Origin of the sequence: Saccharopolyspora hordei, from assembly GCF_013410345.1 — a bacterium.
In the GTDB taxonomy this organism is placed as follows: Bacteria; Actinomycetota; Actinomycetes; order Mycobacteriales; family Pseudonocardiaceae; genus Saccharopolyspora; species Saccharopolyspora hordei.
The window spans coordinates 1,427,722-1,444,632 of sequence record NZ_JACCFJ010000001.1; the positions used below are offsets into that span (position 1 = coordinate 1,427,722).

17 protein-coding genes are annotated in these 16,911 nt (G+C 71.8%); 6 read left to right on the top strand and 11 right to left on the bottom strand.

The annotated features are described in order from the left end of the window. The first annotated feature begins 184 nt into the window (after positions 1-184). The 3 genes from HNR68_RS06765 (at position 185) to HNR68_RS06775 (ending at position 2,985) form a co-directional block, all read left to right on the top strand. Positions 185-1,273 (top strand): adenosine deaminase, encoded by a 1,089-nt coding sequence (locus HNR68_RS06765; protein ID WP_179718691.1) that lies wholly within the window; start codon positions 185-187, stop codon positions 1,271-1,273. A 171-nt stretch (positions 1,274-1,444) separates the two neighbouring features. Then, a complete protein-coding gene (locus HNR68_RS06770) occupies positions 1,445-2,209 on the top strand; it encodes an IclR family transcriptional regulator domain-containing protein (RefSeq protein WP_179718693.1) in 765 nt (254 codons plus the stop codon). 173 nt (positions 2,210-2,382) lie between these two features. After that, complete coding sequence (locus tag HNR68_RS06775; protein WP_179718695.1) at positions 2,383-2,985, top strand: RNA polymerase sigma factor; 603 nt, start codon at positions 2,383-2,385, stop codon at positions 2,983-2,985. A 10-nt stretch (positions 2,986-2,995) separates the two neighbouring features. Here the strand turns inward: HNR68_RS06775 and HNR68_RS06780 are convergent, their stop codons facing one another. Then, positions 2,996-4,213, bottom strand: coding sequence for a primosomal protein (locus tag HNR68_RS06780; RefSeq protein ID WP_179718697.1), 1,218 nt, complete (start codon positions 4,211-4,213; stop codon positions 2,996-2,998). A gap of 257 nt (positions 4,214-4,470) precedes the next feature. Here HNR68_RS06780 and HNR68_RS06785 point away from each other — a divergent pair, with 257 nt between their 5' ends. From HNR68_RS06785 to HNR68_RS06795, 3 genes are all read left to right on the top strand, one after another. After that, positions 4,471-5,052, top strand: coding sequence for an SMI1/KNR4 family protein (locus tag HNR68_RS06785; protein WP_179718699.1), 582 nt, complete (start codon positions 4,471-4,473; stop codon positions 5,050-5,052). Between the two features lie 158 nt (positions 5,053-5,210). Beyond that, positions 5,211-5,564: a PadR family transcriptional regulator gene (locus tag HNR68_RS06790; protein WP_179718701.1), complete on the top strand. Its 354-nt coding sequence runs from the start codon at positions 5,211-5,213 to the stop codon at positions 5,562-5,564. Next, complete coding sequence (locus tag HNR68_RS06795) at positions 5,561-6,178, top strand: hypothetical protein (RefSeq protein ID WP_179718703.1); 618 nt, start codon at positions 5,561-5,563, stop codon at positions 6,176-6,178. Before HNR68_RS06790 ends, HNR68_RS06795 begins: the two co-directional genes overlap by 4 nt. Before the next feature lie 312 nt (positions 6,179-6,490). Here HNR68_RS06795 and HNR68_RS06800 read toward each other — a convergent pair whose 3' ends face one another. The 10 genes from HNR68_RS06800 to HNR68_RS06845 all read right to left on the bottom strand — a co-directional run bounded on the left by HNR68_RS06800 (position 6,491) and on the right by HNR68_RS06845 (position 16,898). Next, a complete protein-coding gene (locus HNR68_RS06800; RefSeq protein WP_179718705.1) occupies positions 6,491-7,375 on the bottom strand; it encodes an aldehyde dehydrogenase family protein in 885 nt (294 codons plus the stop codon). Then, positions 7,368-8,807, bottom strand: a complete 1,440-nt coding sequence (locus HNR68_RS06805) for an aldehyde dehydrogenase family protein (protein ID WP_179718707.1) — start codon at positions 8,805-8,807, stop codon at positions 7,368-7,370. The genes HNR68_RS06800 and HNR68_RS06805 overlap by 8 nt, the downstream gene beginning before the upstream one ends. Next, the gene (gene deoC, locus HNR68_RS06810) at positions 8,807-9,760 is read right to left on the bottom strand and encodes a deoxyribose-phosphate aldolase (protein WP_179718709.1); all 954 of its coding nucleotides are present in this window, start codon (positions 9,758-9,760) and stop codon (positions 8,807-8,809) included. The genes HNR68_RS06805 and deoC overlap by 1 nt, the downstream gene beginning before the upstream one ends. A gap of 62 nt (positions 9,761-9,822) precedes the next feature. After that, the gene (locus HNR68_RS06815; protein WP_179718711.1) at positions 9,823-10,599 is read right to left on the bottom strand and encodes an aminotransferase class IV; all 777 of its coding nucleotides are present in this window, start codon (positions 10,597-10,599) and stop codon (positions 9,823-9,825) included. Between the two features lie 163 nt (positions 10,600-10,762). Then, on the bottom strand, positions 10,763-11,584 hold the full coding sequence (locus HNR68_RS06820; RefSeq protein ID WP_179718713.1) for a transporter substrate-binding domain-containing protein: 822 nt from the start codon (positions 11,582-11,584) through the stop codon (positions 10,763-10,765). Between the two features lie 11 nt (positions 11,585-11,595). Beyond that, positions 11,596-12,222, bottom strand: a complete 627-nt coding sequence (locus HNR68_RS06825; protein WP_179718715.1) for a hypothetical protein — start codon at positions 12,220-12,222, stop codon at positions 11,596-11,598. Between the two features lie 268 nt (positions 12,223-12,490). Next, a complete protein-coding gene (locus HNR68_RS06830) occupies positions 12,491-13,663 on the bottom strand; it encodes a hypothetical protein (RefSeq protein ID WP_246330405.1) in 1,173 nt (390 codons plus the stop codon). Between the two features lie 27 nt (positions 13,664-13,690). Beyond that, a complete protein-coding gene (locus HNR68_RS06835; RefSeq protein ID WP_179718719.1) occupies positions 13,691-15,154 on the bottom strand; it encodes a hypothetical protein in 1,464 nt (487 codons plus the stop codon). Next, entirely contained in the window at positions 15,151-15,627 is a 477-nt protein-coding gene (locus HNR68_RS06840; RefSeq protein ID WP_179718721.1) for a hypothetical protein, read from the bottom strand. Before HNR68_RS06840 ends, HNR68_RS06835 begins: the two co-directional genes overlap by 4 nt. After that, entirely contained in the window at positions 15,624-16,898 is a 1,275-nt protein-coding gene (locus HNR68_RS06845; protein ID WP_343049979.1) for a hypothetical protein, read from the bottom strand. Before HNR68_RS06845 ends, HNR68_RS06840 begins: the two co-directional genes overlap by 4 nt. Positions 16,899-16,911: the final 13 nt, after the last annotated feature.

The window sequence follows — 16,911 nt, forward strand, 5'->3', positions numbered from 1 at the left end:
GCTGAATGACCCATTCGGAGCACCGCCGATTGACCCACTCGAAGTCAGTGGGTCCGATCGGGTGATTTCTGGTGCGGCGCCCGCCGTCCGCACCCGTCGGGCAGCGTGGCCAGTTCTCGCCGCGAGCGGGTTTCCGCTGGTAGCTGTCGGTGATCTGGCCATCGTCGGCCTGTAACGTGGATGCATGTCGACACCGGTGAACCTGAACACCATCCGGCAGGCCCCCAAGGTGCTGTTGCACGACCACCTCGACGGTGGCCTGCGGCCGCAGACCGTCATCGACCTGGCGCGCGCTGCCGGCTACTCCGAACTGCCCCACGACGACGCCGCTGAGCTCGAGCGGTGGTTCGAAGCGGCGGCGGACTCGGGATCGTTGGAGCGGTACCTGGAGACCTTCGCGCACACCGTGGCGGTGATGCAGACCGAGGAGGCGCTGGCCCGGGTCGCCGCCGAGTGCGTCGAGGACCTGGCCGCCGACGGGGTGGTGTACGCCGAAGTCCGCTACGCCCCGGAGCTGTTCCAGGAACGCGGGTTGACGCTCGACCAGGTCGTGCAAGCGGTCCAGGACGGGTTCCGGGAAGGCGAGCGCCGCGTCGCGGCCGCGGGTGGTCGTGTCCGGATCGGCACGTTGTTGTGCGCGATGCGTCAGAACGCGCGGTCGTTGGAGATCGCCGAGCTCGCGGTCCGCTACCGGGACGCGGACGTCGTCGGTTTCGACATCGCGGGTCCGGAGGCCGGTTTCCCGCCCACCCGCAACCTGGACGCCTTCGAGTACCTGCGCCAGCAGAACGCGCACTTCACCATCCACGCCGGTGAGGCGTTCGGTCTTCCTTCCATCTGGGAAGCCATCCAGCACTGCGGCGCGGAGCGGCTCGGGCACGGGGTCCGCATCGTCGACGACATCAAGGTCGACGAGGACGGGAAGGCGCACCTGGGGCGGTTGGCGTCCTACGTGCGGGACCGCCGCATCCCGCTGGAGATGTGCCCGTCGTCGAACCTGCAGACCGGGGCGGCCACGTCGATGGCCGAGCACCCCATCGGCCTGCTGACGAAGCTGCGCTTCCGGGTCACGGTCAACACCGACAACCGGCTGATGAGCCACTGCACGATGTCGAGCGAGTTCGCCGCGCTGCACGAGACCTTCGGCTACGGCTGGGAGGACTTCCAGTGGTTCACGGTGAACGCGATGAAGTCGGCGTTCATCGGTTTCGACGAGCGGCTGGAGCTGATCAACGACGTGATCAAGCCCGGGTACGCGGCCTTGCTGGCCTGACCGGTCGTGAGTGCGGGGACCGGCTCCAGCCGGTTCTCGCACTCACGACCCCGCGCCGCGCGGCACCGGCGGGCTGCACGTGCAGCGGGAGCCGTGGATACTGCCAGACTTGAACGTCATTCACGTTGGCTGCGAGGACAGTGGGGCCGGCGCGGAGCTCGGGAGGAAACGGTGCCACAGGGCGGGCAACCAACGCTGATCACGTCGGTGCAGCGCGCGCTGCGGTTGCTGGAGGCGGTCAGCGAGGAGTCGGGCGGCACCACGGCGAAGAACCTGTCCCGGCGGACCGGGATCGCGCTGCCCACCACGTACCACCTGCTGCGCACCCTGGTCCACGAGGGCTACCTGGAGAAGCTCGACGACGGCGCCTTCATCCTCGGTGACCAGGTGGCCGAGCTGCACACCGCGGCGCGGGGCCAGGGCCTGCGCAGCCGGGTCCGCTCGGTGATGGTCGACCTGCGCGACGCCCTGAACGCGGCGGTCTACCTGGCCCACTACCGCGAGGGCGAGGTGGTGGTCACCGACATCGTCGACAGCCCGCGCACCCCGCGGGTGGACACCTGGGCCGACTTCCGGGAGACCGCGCACGCCACGGCGATCGGCAAGTGCCTGCTCTCCGGGCTCAGCCGGGACGAACGCCTGGACCACTTCGACCGCTACCCGCCCGCGGACCTCACCCCGCGCACGATCACCCGGATCCACGACCTGATCGACGGTCCAGACCACCCGGTGGTCACCGACTCCGAGGAGTACTCGCTGGGCACGGCCTGCATGGCCGCGCCGGTCTCGGGTGCCGGAGTGCCGACGACGCTGGCGATCTCGTTCCCGGCGCGCAAGCTCACCGCCCACGCGTCCTTCGGGACGCCGCTGCGCACCGCCGCCGACGAGATCGCCCGGACGTTCGCGGTCGCCGGCGGTCCTCACGCGGCCGAGTGAATCTCGCGGGCAAGTGGTCGGTCTACCTAGGACCAATCACTATCTGAAATATTCCACCTTGTCCTATGCCAGCGCGCTCGCGAACATCGTGATCATCGGGGGGCGTACTCGGTGAGGGGCGTCAGCTCTTCGGCGACGTCCCTCACCAGTGCGAAGAGGGACTGAGGGGAACCATGCGCGCGGGCGACGACGGGTCTCTGCTGGAAGCGGTCCGGTCCGGGGCCGCTGACGCGTTCGCCGAACTCTACGCCCGGCACTGCACGGCGGCGCGCACGATGGCCAAGCAGGTGGCGTCGACTCCGGCCGATGTGGACGACCTGGTGGCCGAGGCGTTCGCCAACGTCCTCGACGTGCTCCGGCGCGGTGGTGGGCCGGACACCGCGTTCCGCGCCTACCTGCTCACCACGATCCGGAACCTCGCGACCGCGGTGAACAGCCGTGACCGCCGCGTGTACCTGGCCGCCGAGCTGGACACCTTGCAGGTCGACGAAGCCCTCCCGTTCGTCGACCCGGCGGTGGCGGAGCTGGACCGGGCCATGGTCCGGCAGGCCTTCATGCGGCTGCCGCGGCGCTGGCGCCACGTGCTCTGGTACGTGGAGGTCGAGAAGCGGACCCCGGCGGAGGTGGGCGAGCGCTTCGGCATCAGCCGCAACAGCGCGGCGGCGCTGGCCTACCGGGCCCGGAAGGGGCTGCGCGAGGCCTACGAGCAGGTGTGCCGGGGCGAGGCGACCCAGCGTCGCCCGGCCGCCCCCGGCCGCCTCCTCACCGCGGCCTGACGCCCGGCGGTCAGTGGGTGCGCAACCGCGTCTCGAGGGTCTCGACGAGCTTGCGCCACGCCTCGACCTCGGCGTCGAACGGGCCGCTCGGGGGGAGCCGGTTCGGGCTGGGCTGCAGGACGAACGAGACGAGCCAGCCCAGCGGCTGCGACGGCTGCAGCGCCTGCTCGACGCTGCTGTCGCCCACCCACGCGGCGGCGTCCATCAACAGCTCCTCGGCCAGGTCCAGCTGCGTCGGGTCCACTTCGGACGGTCCGGCGGCGAGGTCGGCGTCCAGGCCGGTGAGCACGTAGGTGTTGTCGTCGAGGACCTCGATCTCCAGCTCGCCGGCGGTCGCCTTCTCCCGCACCTCCGGCCAGGTCGACACCCGCTCCAGGTCGGTGCCGGCCACCGCCTCGTCGTCGGCGAGGAACCGGGCGAGCGCGCGGGTGCTGGGGAACACGTCGATCTTGCCGTCGCTGCCGAGGAAGACCGGGTCGTCACCGAGGTAGCAGCGCAGCGAGTAGTGCGCGCCGGTGCTGGTGATGATGCAGATCGGGTCGATGCCGACCTCGCCCCAGAAGCCGAGGTCGTCCTCGGTGAGGTCGACCTCGTCCACGTCGGACTCGTCGGAGGTGTCGTCGTCCGCGAGGGCTTCGGCGAGCTCGGCTTCGGCGGTGGCGACCGCGTCGGCGGGCACCTCCGGGACGGTGACCACGGCGTCGATGGCGTCGAGCAGCTCGTCCCAGCGCTCCACGACGACCTTGCACAGCTCGGTCCAGCGGCGCTGCCCGTCCTTGCCGGAGAACGCGAAGGTGCCCTGGTCGAGCATGGCGAACCCGTCGGCGGAGTCGAGCACCTCGTGCACCGCGTCCAGCTCGCAGACGTCGGCCAGCGAGCGGGCGATCGACACGATGTCGGCGAGCTCGCCGACGGTCCAGGTGTCCAGCGGCTCGGCGACCAGCTCCGGCACCCCGACCAGGTCGTACTGGTGGTCCTCGTCCGGGCTCAGGTCGTCGGCGCCGAGCTGGGTGACCACGTGCCAGGCCGGGTGGTCGTCGAGGTCGTGCTCCTTGGCGGTGCGCACGAACGCGGCCAGGTGCGCGGGGTCGGGGAACGCGTACAGGTCGTCCTCGTGCCCGAGGAACGCTTCCCATTCCTCGCCGTCCTCGCGCCAGCGTGGCGCCCACAGGGTGACGACGTCGCCCTGCGGCAGCCCGAGCTCGATGGGGACGATGTCCTGCGCCATCTCATTACCTCCGGTCACCGAACCAGACCTCGCGGAAGCCTACGGGGCGCCAGTTCGCAGCGTGTTCCCCGGCCCAGCTGTCACCGTATCGAGTCCGCTACGCGGAGCGGTCGATGGATCGCACCGTGACCAGCAGTCGCCACGACCGTGTCGAGGGGACGAACCCGTTGGGCTGATCGGCTCAGCGGTGCACCCGCGCAGGGCGAGGTCACCTTTGGCGGTACCCCTCCGGTGGCGTCCCGTCGATCATGAACCGAATGGATGTCCCGGAGCTGTGGGCCGAGATCGTGCGTTGGTTGTCCGAACACGCCCCGGTCACCGCAGCGGCCCTGCGGCCGCCCGCGCCACCCCCTGATCTCGCGGAGCTGGAGGCGGAGTTCGCCGTCGAGCTGCCGGAGGAGCTGCGCGCGTTGTGGACGTGCTGCGGGGGCACCGACCCGGACGTGCTCGCCGACGTCCTGCCTCCGTTCTACACGCCGTACAGCGCGATCGAGGCCCGCCAGGCGTGGCGCGACCACCGCAAGCGCTGGGCGGCGCAGTGGGAGCGCCCGGCGTGTGACTACTACGCGGGGTCGCCGGGGTCGAGCTTCCACCCGGCGTGGATCCCGATCGCCGGGGACGGCTTCGCCGACGAGCTGGTGGTGGACCTGCGGCCGGGGCCGTTGCACGGCTGCGTCCTGGAGTGGGAGCAGGAGGCGGCGCAGGTGCTCCGTCCGGAGTGGCGGAGCGTCGCGGCGATGCTGTCCGACGTCCACCGCGCCCTGACCGAGGGAGTCCCGGCGGGGCACAGCTACCCGACGGTCACAGAGGACGGCCGCCTCGACTGGCAGATCCGCTGACGGTTCCCCGCACCGTCCGCTCTCCACCTCGAACGGGTGACGCGTGAAGGGCAGCTCTCGCCGGGCCGGTTGGTGAGAGGTGCCCTTCACGCCGTCTCGCGGCACCCCGTTGCGCACACTAGTTGGTGACACACACTAGTTGGCGCTACCGTGTCCGCATGGCGGACAGGACGATCTCCGGACGGCAGGCGCAGTGGCTGCGCGGCGTGCTCGACCTCGTGGTGCTGGCCCTGCTGGCCGAGGACGGCGAGGGCTACGGCTACACGCTGCTGCAGCGGCTCGCCGACGCCGGCCTGCCGGGGATGAAGGCCGGGACGCTGTACCCGCTGCTCAACCGGCTCGCGGCCGACGGGCTGCTGAGCGCTGAGTGGCGCGCTGGGGAAGGCGGCCCCGGCCGGAAGTTCTTCGCGCTCACCGACGAGGGGCGCGCGGTGCTCGCCGAGCAGGGGCCGAGGTGGATCGAGTTCGCCACGAACTCGATCTCCGTCGTGGAACGAGGACTGCGATCGTGACGTTGGACGGGAAGCACCGCGAGGAGCTGCAGGTCGCGCTGCGCCTGCACGAGATCTCCGGTGAGCGCGTGGGGGAGGTGCTGGCCGAGGTCGAGGCGCACGTGCGGGAGACCGGGGAGGACCCGGTGGAGGCCTTCGGCCGGCCGCACGAGTGCGCGGCGCGGGTGGCCGAGCAGCTGGACCGCCGCACCGGCACGCGGTCGACACTGGCGGTCGCGGTCAGCGGGCTGGCCACCGCGGCGCTGGTGGTGTTCGGGTCGGACTTCCTGCTGGACGCGCTGTTCTCCAGCACCGACGTGGTCGCCTACACGCTCGAGGACACCGTCGCACTGCTGGTCCTGCTGGTGCTGGTGGTGACCGGGACGACGCTGGCGTTCCAGGCCTGCACCGCGCAGTGGGGCAACGCGGCCTTCGGCGGCGCCGCGATCTGCGTGGTCGCCCTGGGCATCGCGGCGCAGTTCGCGTCCGGCGGGCTCGTCGACGACGTGCCCCCGCTGTACGCACTCCCGCGCTGGGCCGCGATCGCCCTCGGCAGCGCAGCCCTCGCCGGAGCCGTCACCCTCCTGCTCCGAGCCGTCCGCCGAGGCCGAGTCGTCTACCCGCAGATGAGCTGACCCGGGGCGGCCGGGAGGCCCGGATCACCTGACCTCGGACGACCGGGAGGTCCCGCGAGCTCCCGGTTCCGCGGTCCAGGGCCCTCGCGCTCCCGGCGTCCGTGGCTCGGGAGTGGTTGCCGGGGCGGAAGCCGGCCGTGGTGACCACGCCACGGTTCGACCGCCGGGGTCGGTGCAGCTGCTCCAGCTGCTGCGGGACGGGCACGGGTTCCGGACACGGCGTCGTCCCGCTGTCCGCCCACGGCCTCGCCCCGTGCCGTTCCCCGCAGCGTCACCTCCGGGCTGGTCGTCACCTCCCGGGGAGGCTGGCCGTCAGGTGCCGATGGGGTGCCAGACGGTCTTGACCTCGGTGAAGGCGCGGAGGCGCTGGATGTCCGGCTCGCGGGTCCAGTCCGGCTCGCGCTCGCCGCGCACCGGCAGCACCCGCTTCACCGTGTCCGCCGCCGCGCGGGCCAGCTCGGCGCGCAGGTCCTCCGGAGCGCCGGTCGGGTCCAGGGCGTTGACGTCGGCGTGCGAGGCCAGCCACGGGCCGAGCTCCTCGGCGCGCCCGGTCAGGACGTTGACCACGCCACCGGGCACGTCCGAGGTGGCCAGCACCTCAGACAGGGTCACCGCGGGCAGCGGGCGCTCCGCGCTGGACACCACCACGCAGGTGTTGCCGGCCGCGAGCACCGGGGCCACCACGCTGACCAGCCCGAGCAGCGAGGACTGCTGCGGCGCGAGCACAGCGACCACGCCGGTCGGTTCCGGGACGCTGAACGAGAAGTACGGCCCGGCCACCGGGTTCGCCGCGCCGAGCACCGTGGCGATCTTGTCCGTCCAGCCCGCGTACCAGACCACGCGGTCGATCGCCGCGCCCACGACGGCGCGGGCCTGCTTGCGGTGCAGGCCTTCGGCGGCGGCGACCTCGGTGGCGAACTGCTCGCGCCGCCCCTCCATCACCTCGGCGATCCGGAACAGCACCTGGCCGCGGTTGTAGGCCGTCGCCCCGGCCCAGCCGGGGAACGCCTTGCGGGCCGCGGCGACCGCGTCGCGGACGTCCTTGCGGGAGGCGTGCGCGGCGTTGGCCAGGAACTTCCCCTCCGCGCTGTGCACCGGGTAGACCCGGCCGGACTCCGAGCGCGGGAACTTCCCGCCGATGTAGAGCTTGTAGGTCTTGGCCACGGCCAGCCGCTCCGGGGTGCGGGTGTCAGACATCGAGGTACGCCTCCAAACCGGACCGGCCGCCCTCCCGGCCGAACCCGGACTCCTGGTAGCCGCCGAACGGGGCGGTCGGGTCGAAGCGGTTGAAGGTGTTGGCCCACACCACCCCGGCCCGCAGCTGCTGGGCCGCCCACAGGATGCGGGACCCCTTCTCGGTCCAGATCCCGGCCGACAGCCCGTACGGGGTGTTGTTGGCCTTGGCGATGGCTTCTGCCGGGGTGCGGAAGGTCAGCACCGACAGCACCGGGCCGAAGATCTCCTCCCGCGCGATGCGCATCGACTGGTGCACGCCGGAGAACACGGTGGGGGCGAAGAAGAACCCGCGGTCCGGCAGCGGGCACGGGCTGGTCCACCGCTGCGCGCCCTCGGCGTCCCCGCTGTCCGCGAGCTCGGTGATCTTGGCGAGCTGCTCGGCGGAGTTGATGGCCCCGACGTCGGTGTTCTTGTCCAGCGGGTCGCCGACGCGCAGGGTCCGCACCCGCGCCCGCAGCTTCTCCAGCAGTTCCTCGGCGATCGACTCCTGCACCAGCAGCCGAGAGCCCGCGCAGCACACGTGGCCCTGGTTGAAGAAGATGCCGTTGACGATGCCCTCGACGGCCTGGTCCAGCGGCGCGTCGTCGAACACGATGTTGGCGGCCTTGCCACCCAGCTCCAGGGTGAGCTTCTTGCCCGAACCCGCCACGGTGCGCTGGATCTGCTTGCCCACCTCGGTCGACCCGGTGAACGCGACCTTGTCGATGCCGGGGTGCGCGACCAGCGCGGCACCGACGTCCCCGGCGCCGGGCAGGATGTTGACCACGCCCGGCGGCAGCCCGGCCTGCTGGCAGATCTCGGCGAACACCAGGGCGCTGAGCGGCGTGGTCTCGGCGGGCTTGAGCACCACGGTGTTGCCGCAGGCCAGCGCGGGCGCGATCTTCCAGGCCAGCATGAGCAGCGGGAAGTTCCACGGGATGACCTGCCCGGCGACGCCGAGCGGGCGCGGGTCCGGGCCGTACCCGGCGTGGGCGAGCTTGTCGGCCCAGCCCGCGTGGTGGAAGAAGTGCGCCGCGGCGGTCGGGATGTCGGCGTCCCGCGACTCCTTGATGGGCTTGCCGTTGTCCAGCGTCTCCAGCACCGCGAGCTCACGGCCGCGCTCCTGGACCAGCCGGGCGATGCGGAACAGGTACTTGGCCCGCTCGGTGCCGGGCATCGTCGACCAGGTGTCGTCGAAGGCGCGCCGCGCCGCCCGCACCGCCTTGTCCACATCGGACTCGTCGGCGCTGGCGACCTCGGCGAGCACCTCCTCGGTGGCCGGGTTGACGCTCTTGAGCGGTTCCCCGCCGCCGTCGACGAACTCGCCGTCGACGAACATCTGGTAGCTGGGCTTGAGGTTCGCGATGTCCCGCGACTCGGGGGCGGGCGCGTACTCCCAGGGGCTTTCGATCATCAGTCCACCGCCACGTGGTCGGGGCCGCTGTAGTGGCCGTCGAGCTGGGTGCGCCGCTGCATCAGCAGGTCGTTGAGCAGGCTGGAGGCGCCGAAGCGGAACAGCTCCGGGGTGAGCCACTCCGGCCCGGCGACCTCGTGCACCGCCACCAGGTAGCGGATCGCGTCCTTGGTGGTGCGGATCCCGCCGGCCGGCTTGACGCCGCGCAGCTGCCCGGTGGCGTCGCGCCAGTCCCGGACCGCCTGCAGCATCAGGTGCGTCACGGGGAGGGTCGCGGCCGGCGAGACCTTGCCCGTGGAGGTCTTGATGAAGTCACCGCCGGCCAGCAGCGCGAGCCAGGACGCCCGCCGCACGTTGTCGTAGGTGGCGAGCTCACCGGTCTCCAGGATCACCTTGAGGTGCGCGCGGCCGCAGGCGGCCTTGACGGCCTGGATCTCCTCGAAGACCTGCGCGTAGCGGCCGGCCAGGAACGCGCCGCGGTCGATCACCATGTCGATCTCGTGCGCCCCGGCGGCCACCGCGTGCTCGACGTCGGCGAGCTTGACCGGTCGCGCCGCGCGCCCGGACGGGAACGCGGTGGCGACGGAGGCGACGCGGATGCCGGTGCCCTGCAGCTCCCGCACCGCGGTGGCGACCAGGTCGGAGTACACGCACACGGCGGCGACCGGCGGGGTGTCCGGCCGCTCGGGGTCGGGGCGGCGGGCCTTGGCGCACAGGGTGCGGACCTTGCCCTCGGTGTCCGCGCCTTCCAGCGTGGTCAGGTCGACCATCGAGATCGCGGTGTCGATCGCCCAGCGCTTGGCGTCCTTCTTGATGCTCCGCGTCGCGAGCCCGGCGGCGCGCTGCTCGAGCCCGACCTGGTCGACACCGGGCAGGCCGTGCAGGAACCGCCGCAGCGACCGGTCGTCCCGGACCGCGTCGGCGAGCTCGGACGGAGTCGGCGACTGTGCCATGCCCGGAGTCTAAGCGGCGCACCCCGCCCGGTGCCGGGCTTGGAGTGATCACGCCACCGGGGTCACGGCGCGACGGGCGGTTCGGCCGCGTGCGCGTGGTGCAGCAGGTCCACGAAGTCCGGCGCCACCGGCACGGGCGTGTCGTCGATGCGGTGCACCGCGACGCCCGGGGTCCGGGAGTTCAGCACCACCGCTCCGGCCAGCCCCGGCAGGTCGGCGGGCCGGACCTCCGCGGTGCGCTGCGGCGCGCCGAGGCGGTCCAGCTGCCTGCGGACGACGCCCATCATGGTCCCGACCAGCATCGGGCCCTCGGGCCACACCACGGCTTCGCCGTCCCAGAAGGCGAGGTTGTAGATCGAGGCCTCGCTGAAGCGCCCCTGCCGGTCGACGAAGGCCGCGTCGTCGAAGCCCCGCGCCACGGCCTGCCGGGGGTAGTAGGTCTTGACCACGTCGCCGACGTGCTTGAGCTCCGGCAGGACCCGCTCGTGCTCGACCGTCATCAGCGACAGCGGCCCGGCGGGGCCGGACTTGGGCGGCGAGGTGCGCACCAGGACGTCGAGGGTGTCGCCGTTCTCGTAGACGTTGGCCATGAGCGCGTGGTCGGCGGGCGAGGCGTCGACGGCCGCGCGCAGGCAGGAGCGCACCTGCTCGTCGGGCAGCGCCTGGCCGTACATCGCCAGCGAGGCGGTCCGCACCCGCTCCAGGTGCAGGTCGAGGCCGCGCACCCGGCCGTCCCGCACCTGCATCGCGGTCATGTGCGCGTACGGCCCGAAGGCGAGCGGCGCCAGGTCCTCGACGGTGGCCGGCTTCCCGTTGCGGTGGACGGCGTAGTGGGTCACGAGCGGCTCCCGGTCCTGCGTTCGGCTCCACCAGCCACGCTACGGCGTGACACCAGTGGCAAGGTCAACCGCCAGTGCGCCGGATCACAGCGACGGGGGTCGTGAGTGCGCAGACCGGCTGGAACCGGCTTCCGCACTCACGACCCCCGTCACGGACGGCCGGTCACTCGGTGCACTGGGAGTCGGCTTCGACCTGGGCCGGGTTGGGGCGGTACTCGTCGATGTCCTCCACGTCGGGGAAGTACGTCCTGAAGTCCTCCGTCCACTGCGGGCTCTGCACGTAGTCCTTGAGCCATTCCTCGATCCGCTCGCACTCCTCCGGGTGGCGCTTCTTCATCGCGATGGCGTACTTGCCGTCGGACCCGAACTTGTCGTCGAGGATCCGGTACTTCCCGTCCGCTTCCGCGGCGAGGCCTTCGAGGATGATCCGGTCCGTGATCACCGCCTGCACCTCGTCGGCCGCGGCGAGCCGCTCCGTGCACTTCTCGAAGCCCGGCTCGGTCTGGGGCTCACCTCCCATGTCGGCCTCGATCAACTCCGCCGTGGTCGTGCTGCTCGCCGTGCAGACGTCCGAGGCGGAGATCTGCTTCCGGGAGGTGATGGTCGAGTCGGACCGGACCATGACTCCGGTGTTCGAGAGCAGGTACGGGCCGACCATGTCGAACTCGTCCTTGCGGGTCTTGGTCATCGAGTAGCTGGCCACCACCACGTTGGCCTGACCGCTGCGCAGTTGGGCCTCCCGGATCGCGGACGTGATCGGCAGGAACCTCACCTTCCTGTCGAACTCGCGCGACAGCTCGTTCGCGATGTTGACTTCGAACCCCTGCGGGATGCTGGTGTCGCCGCCCCTGAACGAGGCGAGGCCCGGTTGGTCGACCTTCGTGGCGACGTTGATGAACTCAGCATCGGGGAACAGGTCCGATCGATCACTGCAGCCCGCCAGCAGCAGGAGCACGGACGCCAGTGCGACAGTCCTCGCCTTCATCTGCATCCTCGTCAACTCTGCAACTCCGCTTCGACCACGTTCAGTTGCATCCGGCATCCCTCCGGGGCGTGCATCACGACCGAACCTTCGATCTCAGCGGTCTCGTGCACGGGCACGGTCCGGCTCTCGCCCGATCTCATGTCTTCTGCGCTGGAACGGCCGACTTCCAGGTCGACCTTCGTCATGGGGTCGGTGGCGCAGTCCTGGAAGTCGACGCTCTCGGGCGCGTCGACGATCTCGAAGGTGATCTCCAGGTTCGCGCGCGGCTCGTCGGTGGTGATGGTGAACGGGACTTCCTCCCCGTCGAGCAACCGGGGCTGGTTCTCGGGTGCTCCCGCGAAGACCACCTTCCCGGTCACGTCCACGCTGCCGAACTCGGTGTGGAGGAAGAAGCCGCCGGCGACCACCCCCACCAGCACCGCTGCGGTGACCAGTGCGCCGGTCATCATGGACCGGCTTCCGGTGGGGGTCCCGACCAGGGCGATGACGCTGACGGCGAGGCTCAGCACGCCGGCGATCTCCGCGCCTGCGTCGATGTGCAGCAGCCATGCGGTGAACCCGAACAGGCACAGGAAGGCCAGCAGCGCCCAGTAGAACCGCGGCGGCAGAGGTGTCTTCGGCGTGGAGACTTTCGGCACGGTGTCGAACCCCCATGGTCGCTGTCGTGCGAGACCTGGTCGGCCGTCGTGTTTCGAAGAGAGACGCCCGGGGCTGGTCGCGGGTTGCGCGGATGCACGAGGAACGACCACGTGGGCCTGCGTGTTCCGTGCGGCGCGATGGTGCTCCGGGCGGAGGGCCCACAGGGGGAGAACGCCAGGAGACCACTCGTTCGGCCCAGTGCTCCGGAGACGCGAGAAGCCCGTGAGCACGCCGAGACCGGTGCTCACGGGCTCCGAGGACGGACCGCTACCTCCGGGGCCGGCGGGCCGACACCGGGCGGCGGCGGACGACGCGGCGGTCGCCGCGGTGCGGGGTGGTGACCCCGGCCGTCTGCTGGCGGTCCCACGGCAGCAGACGCTTGGAGCTGCTGCGGTCGGCCAGGCGCAGCGACTCCGCCGAGGTGAGCCACTCCTCCGCCGGCTCGGCGATCTCCAGCAGCAGCGCCTCGAACTCCGAGCGGGTGGTCTCCAGGATGTGCGGCGCGGCCAGCCAGCGCAGCACCTTCCGGCCGGTGACCGCCATCCGCTGGCGGGGCGAGGAGACGATCGGCTGGTTGAAGTAGCGGACCAGCACCTCGTCCATCACGTCCCACGCGTTGGCCGCGCCGAACAGGTCCTTCACGTCCTCGGCGTTGAGGATGCGGAAGCACTCGTCCAGCAGCTGCATGACCTCCACGCGCAGCACGTTCAGGTGGCCGTAGGAGGTGAACTTCAGGTTGTTGCGCAGGTCCAGGCCGCTGCGCCGGACCACCGCCATGCTGCCGAAGGACGGGTCGTGCGCGCGCTCCCGGATGACGTCGGAGACCCGCTTGTCCCGCCAGAACAGCGCGACCTGGTTGTTGAACTGGGTGAACAGCCGGTGGAAGTCGGTGTTCGGCCGCGAGTGGCCCGATCCCAGGCCGCGCCCGTAGCCGAGCACCCTCCGGTAGGCGTTGAGCCGGTCCCGCCTGGTGTAGCGCAGCACGTCCCGGCGGTCGAAGCGGTAGAGCCCGAACGCGCCCTCGCCGTCGAACAACCGGATGGCGCCGCGCTCGAACAGCTCCCGGAGCTTCTGCACGACGCGGAACATGCCCATGCGTTCGTGCTGGTACAGGTAGTACACGTCGGCGACGGCGAGCAGGCGCTCGGACGCGATGGTCTCGTCGTAGTTCTCGATGCCGTGCGGCATGCGGGTCGCGCCCATGTCGCTGGCCGACTCGCCGCCGATGCCGACCAACTGCGCCAGGCCGCCGTCGGGTGGTCGTGGTCCGCTCTGGTCCTCGGCCTCGACGGCGAAGAGCATGTCGTCGATCTGCTTCAGCAGGGCCTCGCCGACCTGCGGGTTGCTGCCGAGCTCGTTCGACAGGTTGCCGGCGACCTGCCTGCGCAGCGCGGCGACCCGGTCGAACAGCTCCCGGTACTGCTTTTCGGTGGCCATCATTCCTCCGTGCGGGGCGCGGGCGGACCGCTATTCCGGCCGCGGTGCGGGCTTGGGCTCGGGACGCGGCTTGCGGGTCCGCTGCTTCGCCGTGGTCCTGGGCGACGCAGCGCCCTGCTCCGCCGGCGCGGGCGTCGGTGGTGTCGCGGGGGCCGACCCCGGGTCCGGTGGGGGCGCGGGGGCCGACCCCGGGGGTGGCGCGGGAGCCTGGCCGGAGCCCGGCGGTGGTGCGGGCGTCTGGTCCGGCGGCGGCGTGATCGCCGGCGGACCGGTCGGGTCGTCGAGCTTCGCGCCGTGCCGGATCGGGCGGGCGACGCGCACGACCTCCTGCAGGTGGTCGTGCAGCTCGTCGATGGCCCGCTGCACGCGGGAGCTGAAGAACCCGGCAGGCAGCGTGGCCCGGTAGTTGCCGGGCGCGTCCTCGGTGCTGCCGTCGCCGCGCCGCGGCAGGTTCCCGACCAGCCGCTCCAACCGCACGGCCACCTGCAGGAACGCGCTGTCCACGCCGTCCTTGCCCGCCGATTCGATGAGCGTGCGGCCCTCGAAGCAGGCGAAGTCGTGCACCCAGCGCAGCAGACCGCCCAGCGACATCGAGCCGCCCTCGGGGTCGGGGATGCGCAGCACCTCGCGGTCGCCGCGGTGGACGCTCACCGAGCTCAGCGCCGCGACGAGCTCCTCGACCTGCACCGCGGTCGCCGACAGCAGCTGCGACAGCGCCACCACGGCCGGCCCGAAGAACGGCGGCTGCCCGGTCTCCGGCTGCGCGAACGGGTCGATGCGGTCCCGCGAGTCCAGCCACCCCCGGTACAGCGAGAGCACCCAGTCGACGAGCGTGATGAACGAGGTCTGGATCCGCTCTTCCTCGATGGTGTTGACCAGGCCGCCGACGAGCCCGAACTCGTCGCGCAGCTGCCCGAGGTGGCCGCGCACCCGGTCGGCGTCCACCGCCGACGACGGGGTGCCGAGCAGCAGCAGGAAGAGCTGGTCGACCCGCGGCACCCGCAGCAGGGCGCTCTCCAACTCCTTGCGGATCTCCTCCAGGTCGTGGCGGACCAGGCGGCGGATGCCTTCCCCGTTCTCCGGGTCGGCGCCCGGCCGCAGCGGTCGCAGCGAGTCCAGGAGCTGGGTGGCGTCCTTGATGGCGCTGCGCGCGCGGGCGGCCAGCGAGGCCTGCCCACCGGTGACCGCACCGAGGTCGGCCTGCACCGCGTACCCGCGCGGCGTCCACGTCGCCTCGGTGTGCCCCTCGACGCGCGTGAGCTCGAAGCTGCCGGTCAGCGCCGCGGTGAAGCCCTTGGTGTCGCCGTCGCGCCACTTCCACCCGAGCACGTCGCTGATGGCCTTGTTGGCCAGCTTGCCGGGGTGCGCCCACCACGGCGGGCACGGTGGGACGTGCCGGTGGACCAGGGGGTAGGCGCTGTCGATGTCCTGCGCCGGCGGGAGCGCGGCGCCCCTGTCCTCGCCCGTGCTGGGGCGGTCGTCGTTGATGGTCATCGCCTGCCCTCGCTGCCTTCCTCGATGCCGAACCGCGTCGCGAGTTCAGCGGTCTCACGCCAACACCGCAGCATGGTGTTCTCCGTGCTGCGCAACGATTCCACGCATCCGTCCACACCGGACCGGACGCTGCGGGCCCACCCGAGCCACTCCGGTCCGCGCCCCTGCACTCCCCGCGCGAGCTCCCCGGCCGCGCGGAGACAGCGGAACTCGTCGTCGAGCCGCCGCTGGGTGCGCAGCAGCGCGAGCGCCGTGGTGTGCAGGGCGTCCGCGTCCGGGCGCCCGCGCACCGCGCGCAGCGCCCGTTGCAGGTCCGCGGCACCGTCGGTGGTCACCTCGGCCAGCCGGTCGGACACCGCCGGGCGGTCCCCGCTCGGCCGGTCCTGCACCACGGTCACCTCCAGCGCGCGCCACGCGGCCGCGAGCTGCCGGACCTTGCGGGCCAGCACCGGGAACTCGTCGCGCAAGGTCACCGCGCCCGCCTCCCCAGCTCCTCCACGAAGAAGCGCGCCAGGCGCTTCGGCGGTGCCATGCGCTGCTCCAGCGCGTGCCGCACCGCCCCGATGAGGAACCGCTCGGGAGCGACGCCGGGCGCGACACCGTCGGCGAGCCGTTCCGCGAGCTCCTCGACCATCCGCTGTTCCTTGTGCTCGAACCGCAGCACCTGGGCGAGCTTGCGGTCACCCAGCGAGGGGTAGGAGGTGAAGCACATCGCCTGCACCACGGCGGGCACCGCCTCGTCCGCCGTGGCCAGCAGCGCGGGCGGTGCCCCGATGAGCTTCGGTCGCGGGAACATCGCGTGCCAGGCCCGCTCGTGCTGCTCGGCCCGGCGGGTGAACCCCATCCGCCGCAGCAGTTCGATGGACAGCTTGCCCCGCACGTACGGCGCCGGGTGCGGGTCGGACGGCTTGAACTTCGCCGCCAGGCGGGGGTCCCGCGCGATGACGTCGAACAGCGAGCCCACCACCATCGGCCCGCCCAGCAGCAGCCCGGCCAGGTCGGCGAAGGTCTCGCGGTTCCACCGCACCCACTGCGACACGATCGCGGGCGGCAGGCCGAGTTCGGTCAGCTGGGCCGCGACCTGCATCGGCACCGCCTTGGCCAGCCCCAGGTCGTTCTGCAGGTTGTGGCTGACCTCGTGCAGCACGGCGCCGAGGGTCCACGGGTTGACCAGCCGGTGGAACGGCAGCTGGATCAGCGGGAACGGGTTGATCCGGTTGCTCAGCCGCTGCAGCGGGATGCCGCGGCGGGAGGTCGCCGGCCCGTGGCTGGGTTCCAGGTAGCAGAACGGCGGTGGGGTCGGGATCGAGCGCCACCGCCCGATCCCGAGGTAGGCGTACTGGTAGCAGTCGAGCGCGATGCGGTCCGCGGCCACCAGCCACGGGGCGAACGCGCTCTGCCGCTGGTTGAACAGCTCCAGGTAGAAGTCCCACAACCGCTCGGTCTCGCGGACCAAGCGGTACGTCCGGGACTTCGCCCGCAGCACCTCCTGCATCCGCTGCGGGTCCGGTCGCCGGGCAGCGCGCTCGGTGATCCGGTGCAGCTCGCGGACGGCTCGGTGCAGCGGTTCCCGGAGCGTGGCCATGGTCTCGTTGACCGCGACCAGGTGCGCCCGGCTGGGCCCCGTGGCGGGATCGCCGAACTCCGACCAGCTGAACGGGCGGAGCGCGCTGAGGTGACGTTCGCTGCTGATGGCCTGGGTACGGGACCAGGTCGCCAGCAAGCGCGCAGTTCCGCGGTCCACCGGCCGGGTCCGG

Coding starts and splice junctions, on each gene's coding strand:
- HNR68_RS06830 (WP_246330405.1), bottom strand. CDS start 13,663: ATGATGGCCACCGAAAAGCAGTACCGGGAGCTGTTCGACCGGGTCGCC.
- HNR68_RS06805 (WP_179718707.1), bottom strand. CDS start 8,807: ATGATCGAAAGCCCCTGGGAGTACGCGCCCGCCCCCGAGTCGCGGGAC.
- HNR68_RS06835 (WP_179718719.1), bottom strand. CDS start 15,154: ATGACCATCAACGACGACCGCCCCAGCACGGGCGAGGACAGGGGCGCC.
- HNR68_RS06785 (WP_179718699.1), top strand. CDS start 4,471: ATGGATGTCCCGGAGCTGTGGGCCGAGATCGTGCGTTGGTTGTCCGAA.
- HNR68_RS06775 (WP_179718695.1), top strand. CDS start 2,383: ATGCGCGCGGGCGACGACGGGTCTCTGCTGGAAGCGGTCCGGTCCGGG.
- HNR68_RS06780 (WP_179718697.1), bottom strand. CDS start 4,213: ATGGCGCAGGACATCGTCCCCATCGAGCTCGGGCTGCCGCAGGGCGAC.
- deoC (WP_179718709.1), bottom strand. CDS start 9,760: ATGGCACAGTCGCCGACTCCGTCCGAGCTCGCCGACGCGGTCCGGGAC.
- HNR68_RS06800 (WP_179718705.1), bottom strand. CDS start 7,375: ATGTCTGACACCCGCACCCCGGAGCGGCTGGCCGTGGCCAAGACCTAC.
- HNR68_RS06820 (WP_179718713.1), bottom strand. CDS start 11,584: ATGAAGGCGAGGACTGTCGCACTGGCGTCCGTGCTCCTGCTGCTGGCG.
- HNR68_RS06765 (WP_179718691.1), top strand. CDS start 185: ATGTCGACACCGGTGAACCTGAACACCATCCGGCAGGCCCCCAAGGTG.
- HNR68_RS06790 (WP_179718701.1), top strand. CDS start 5,211: ATGGCGGACAGGACGATCTCCGGACGGCAGGCGCAGTGGCTGCGCGGC.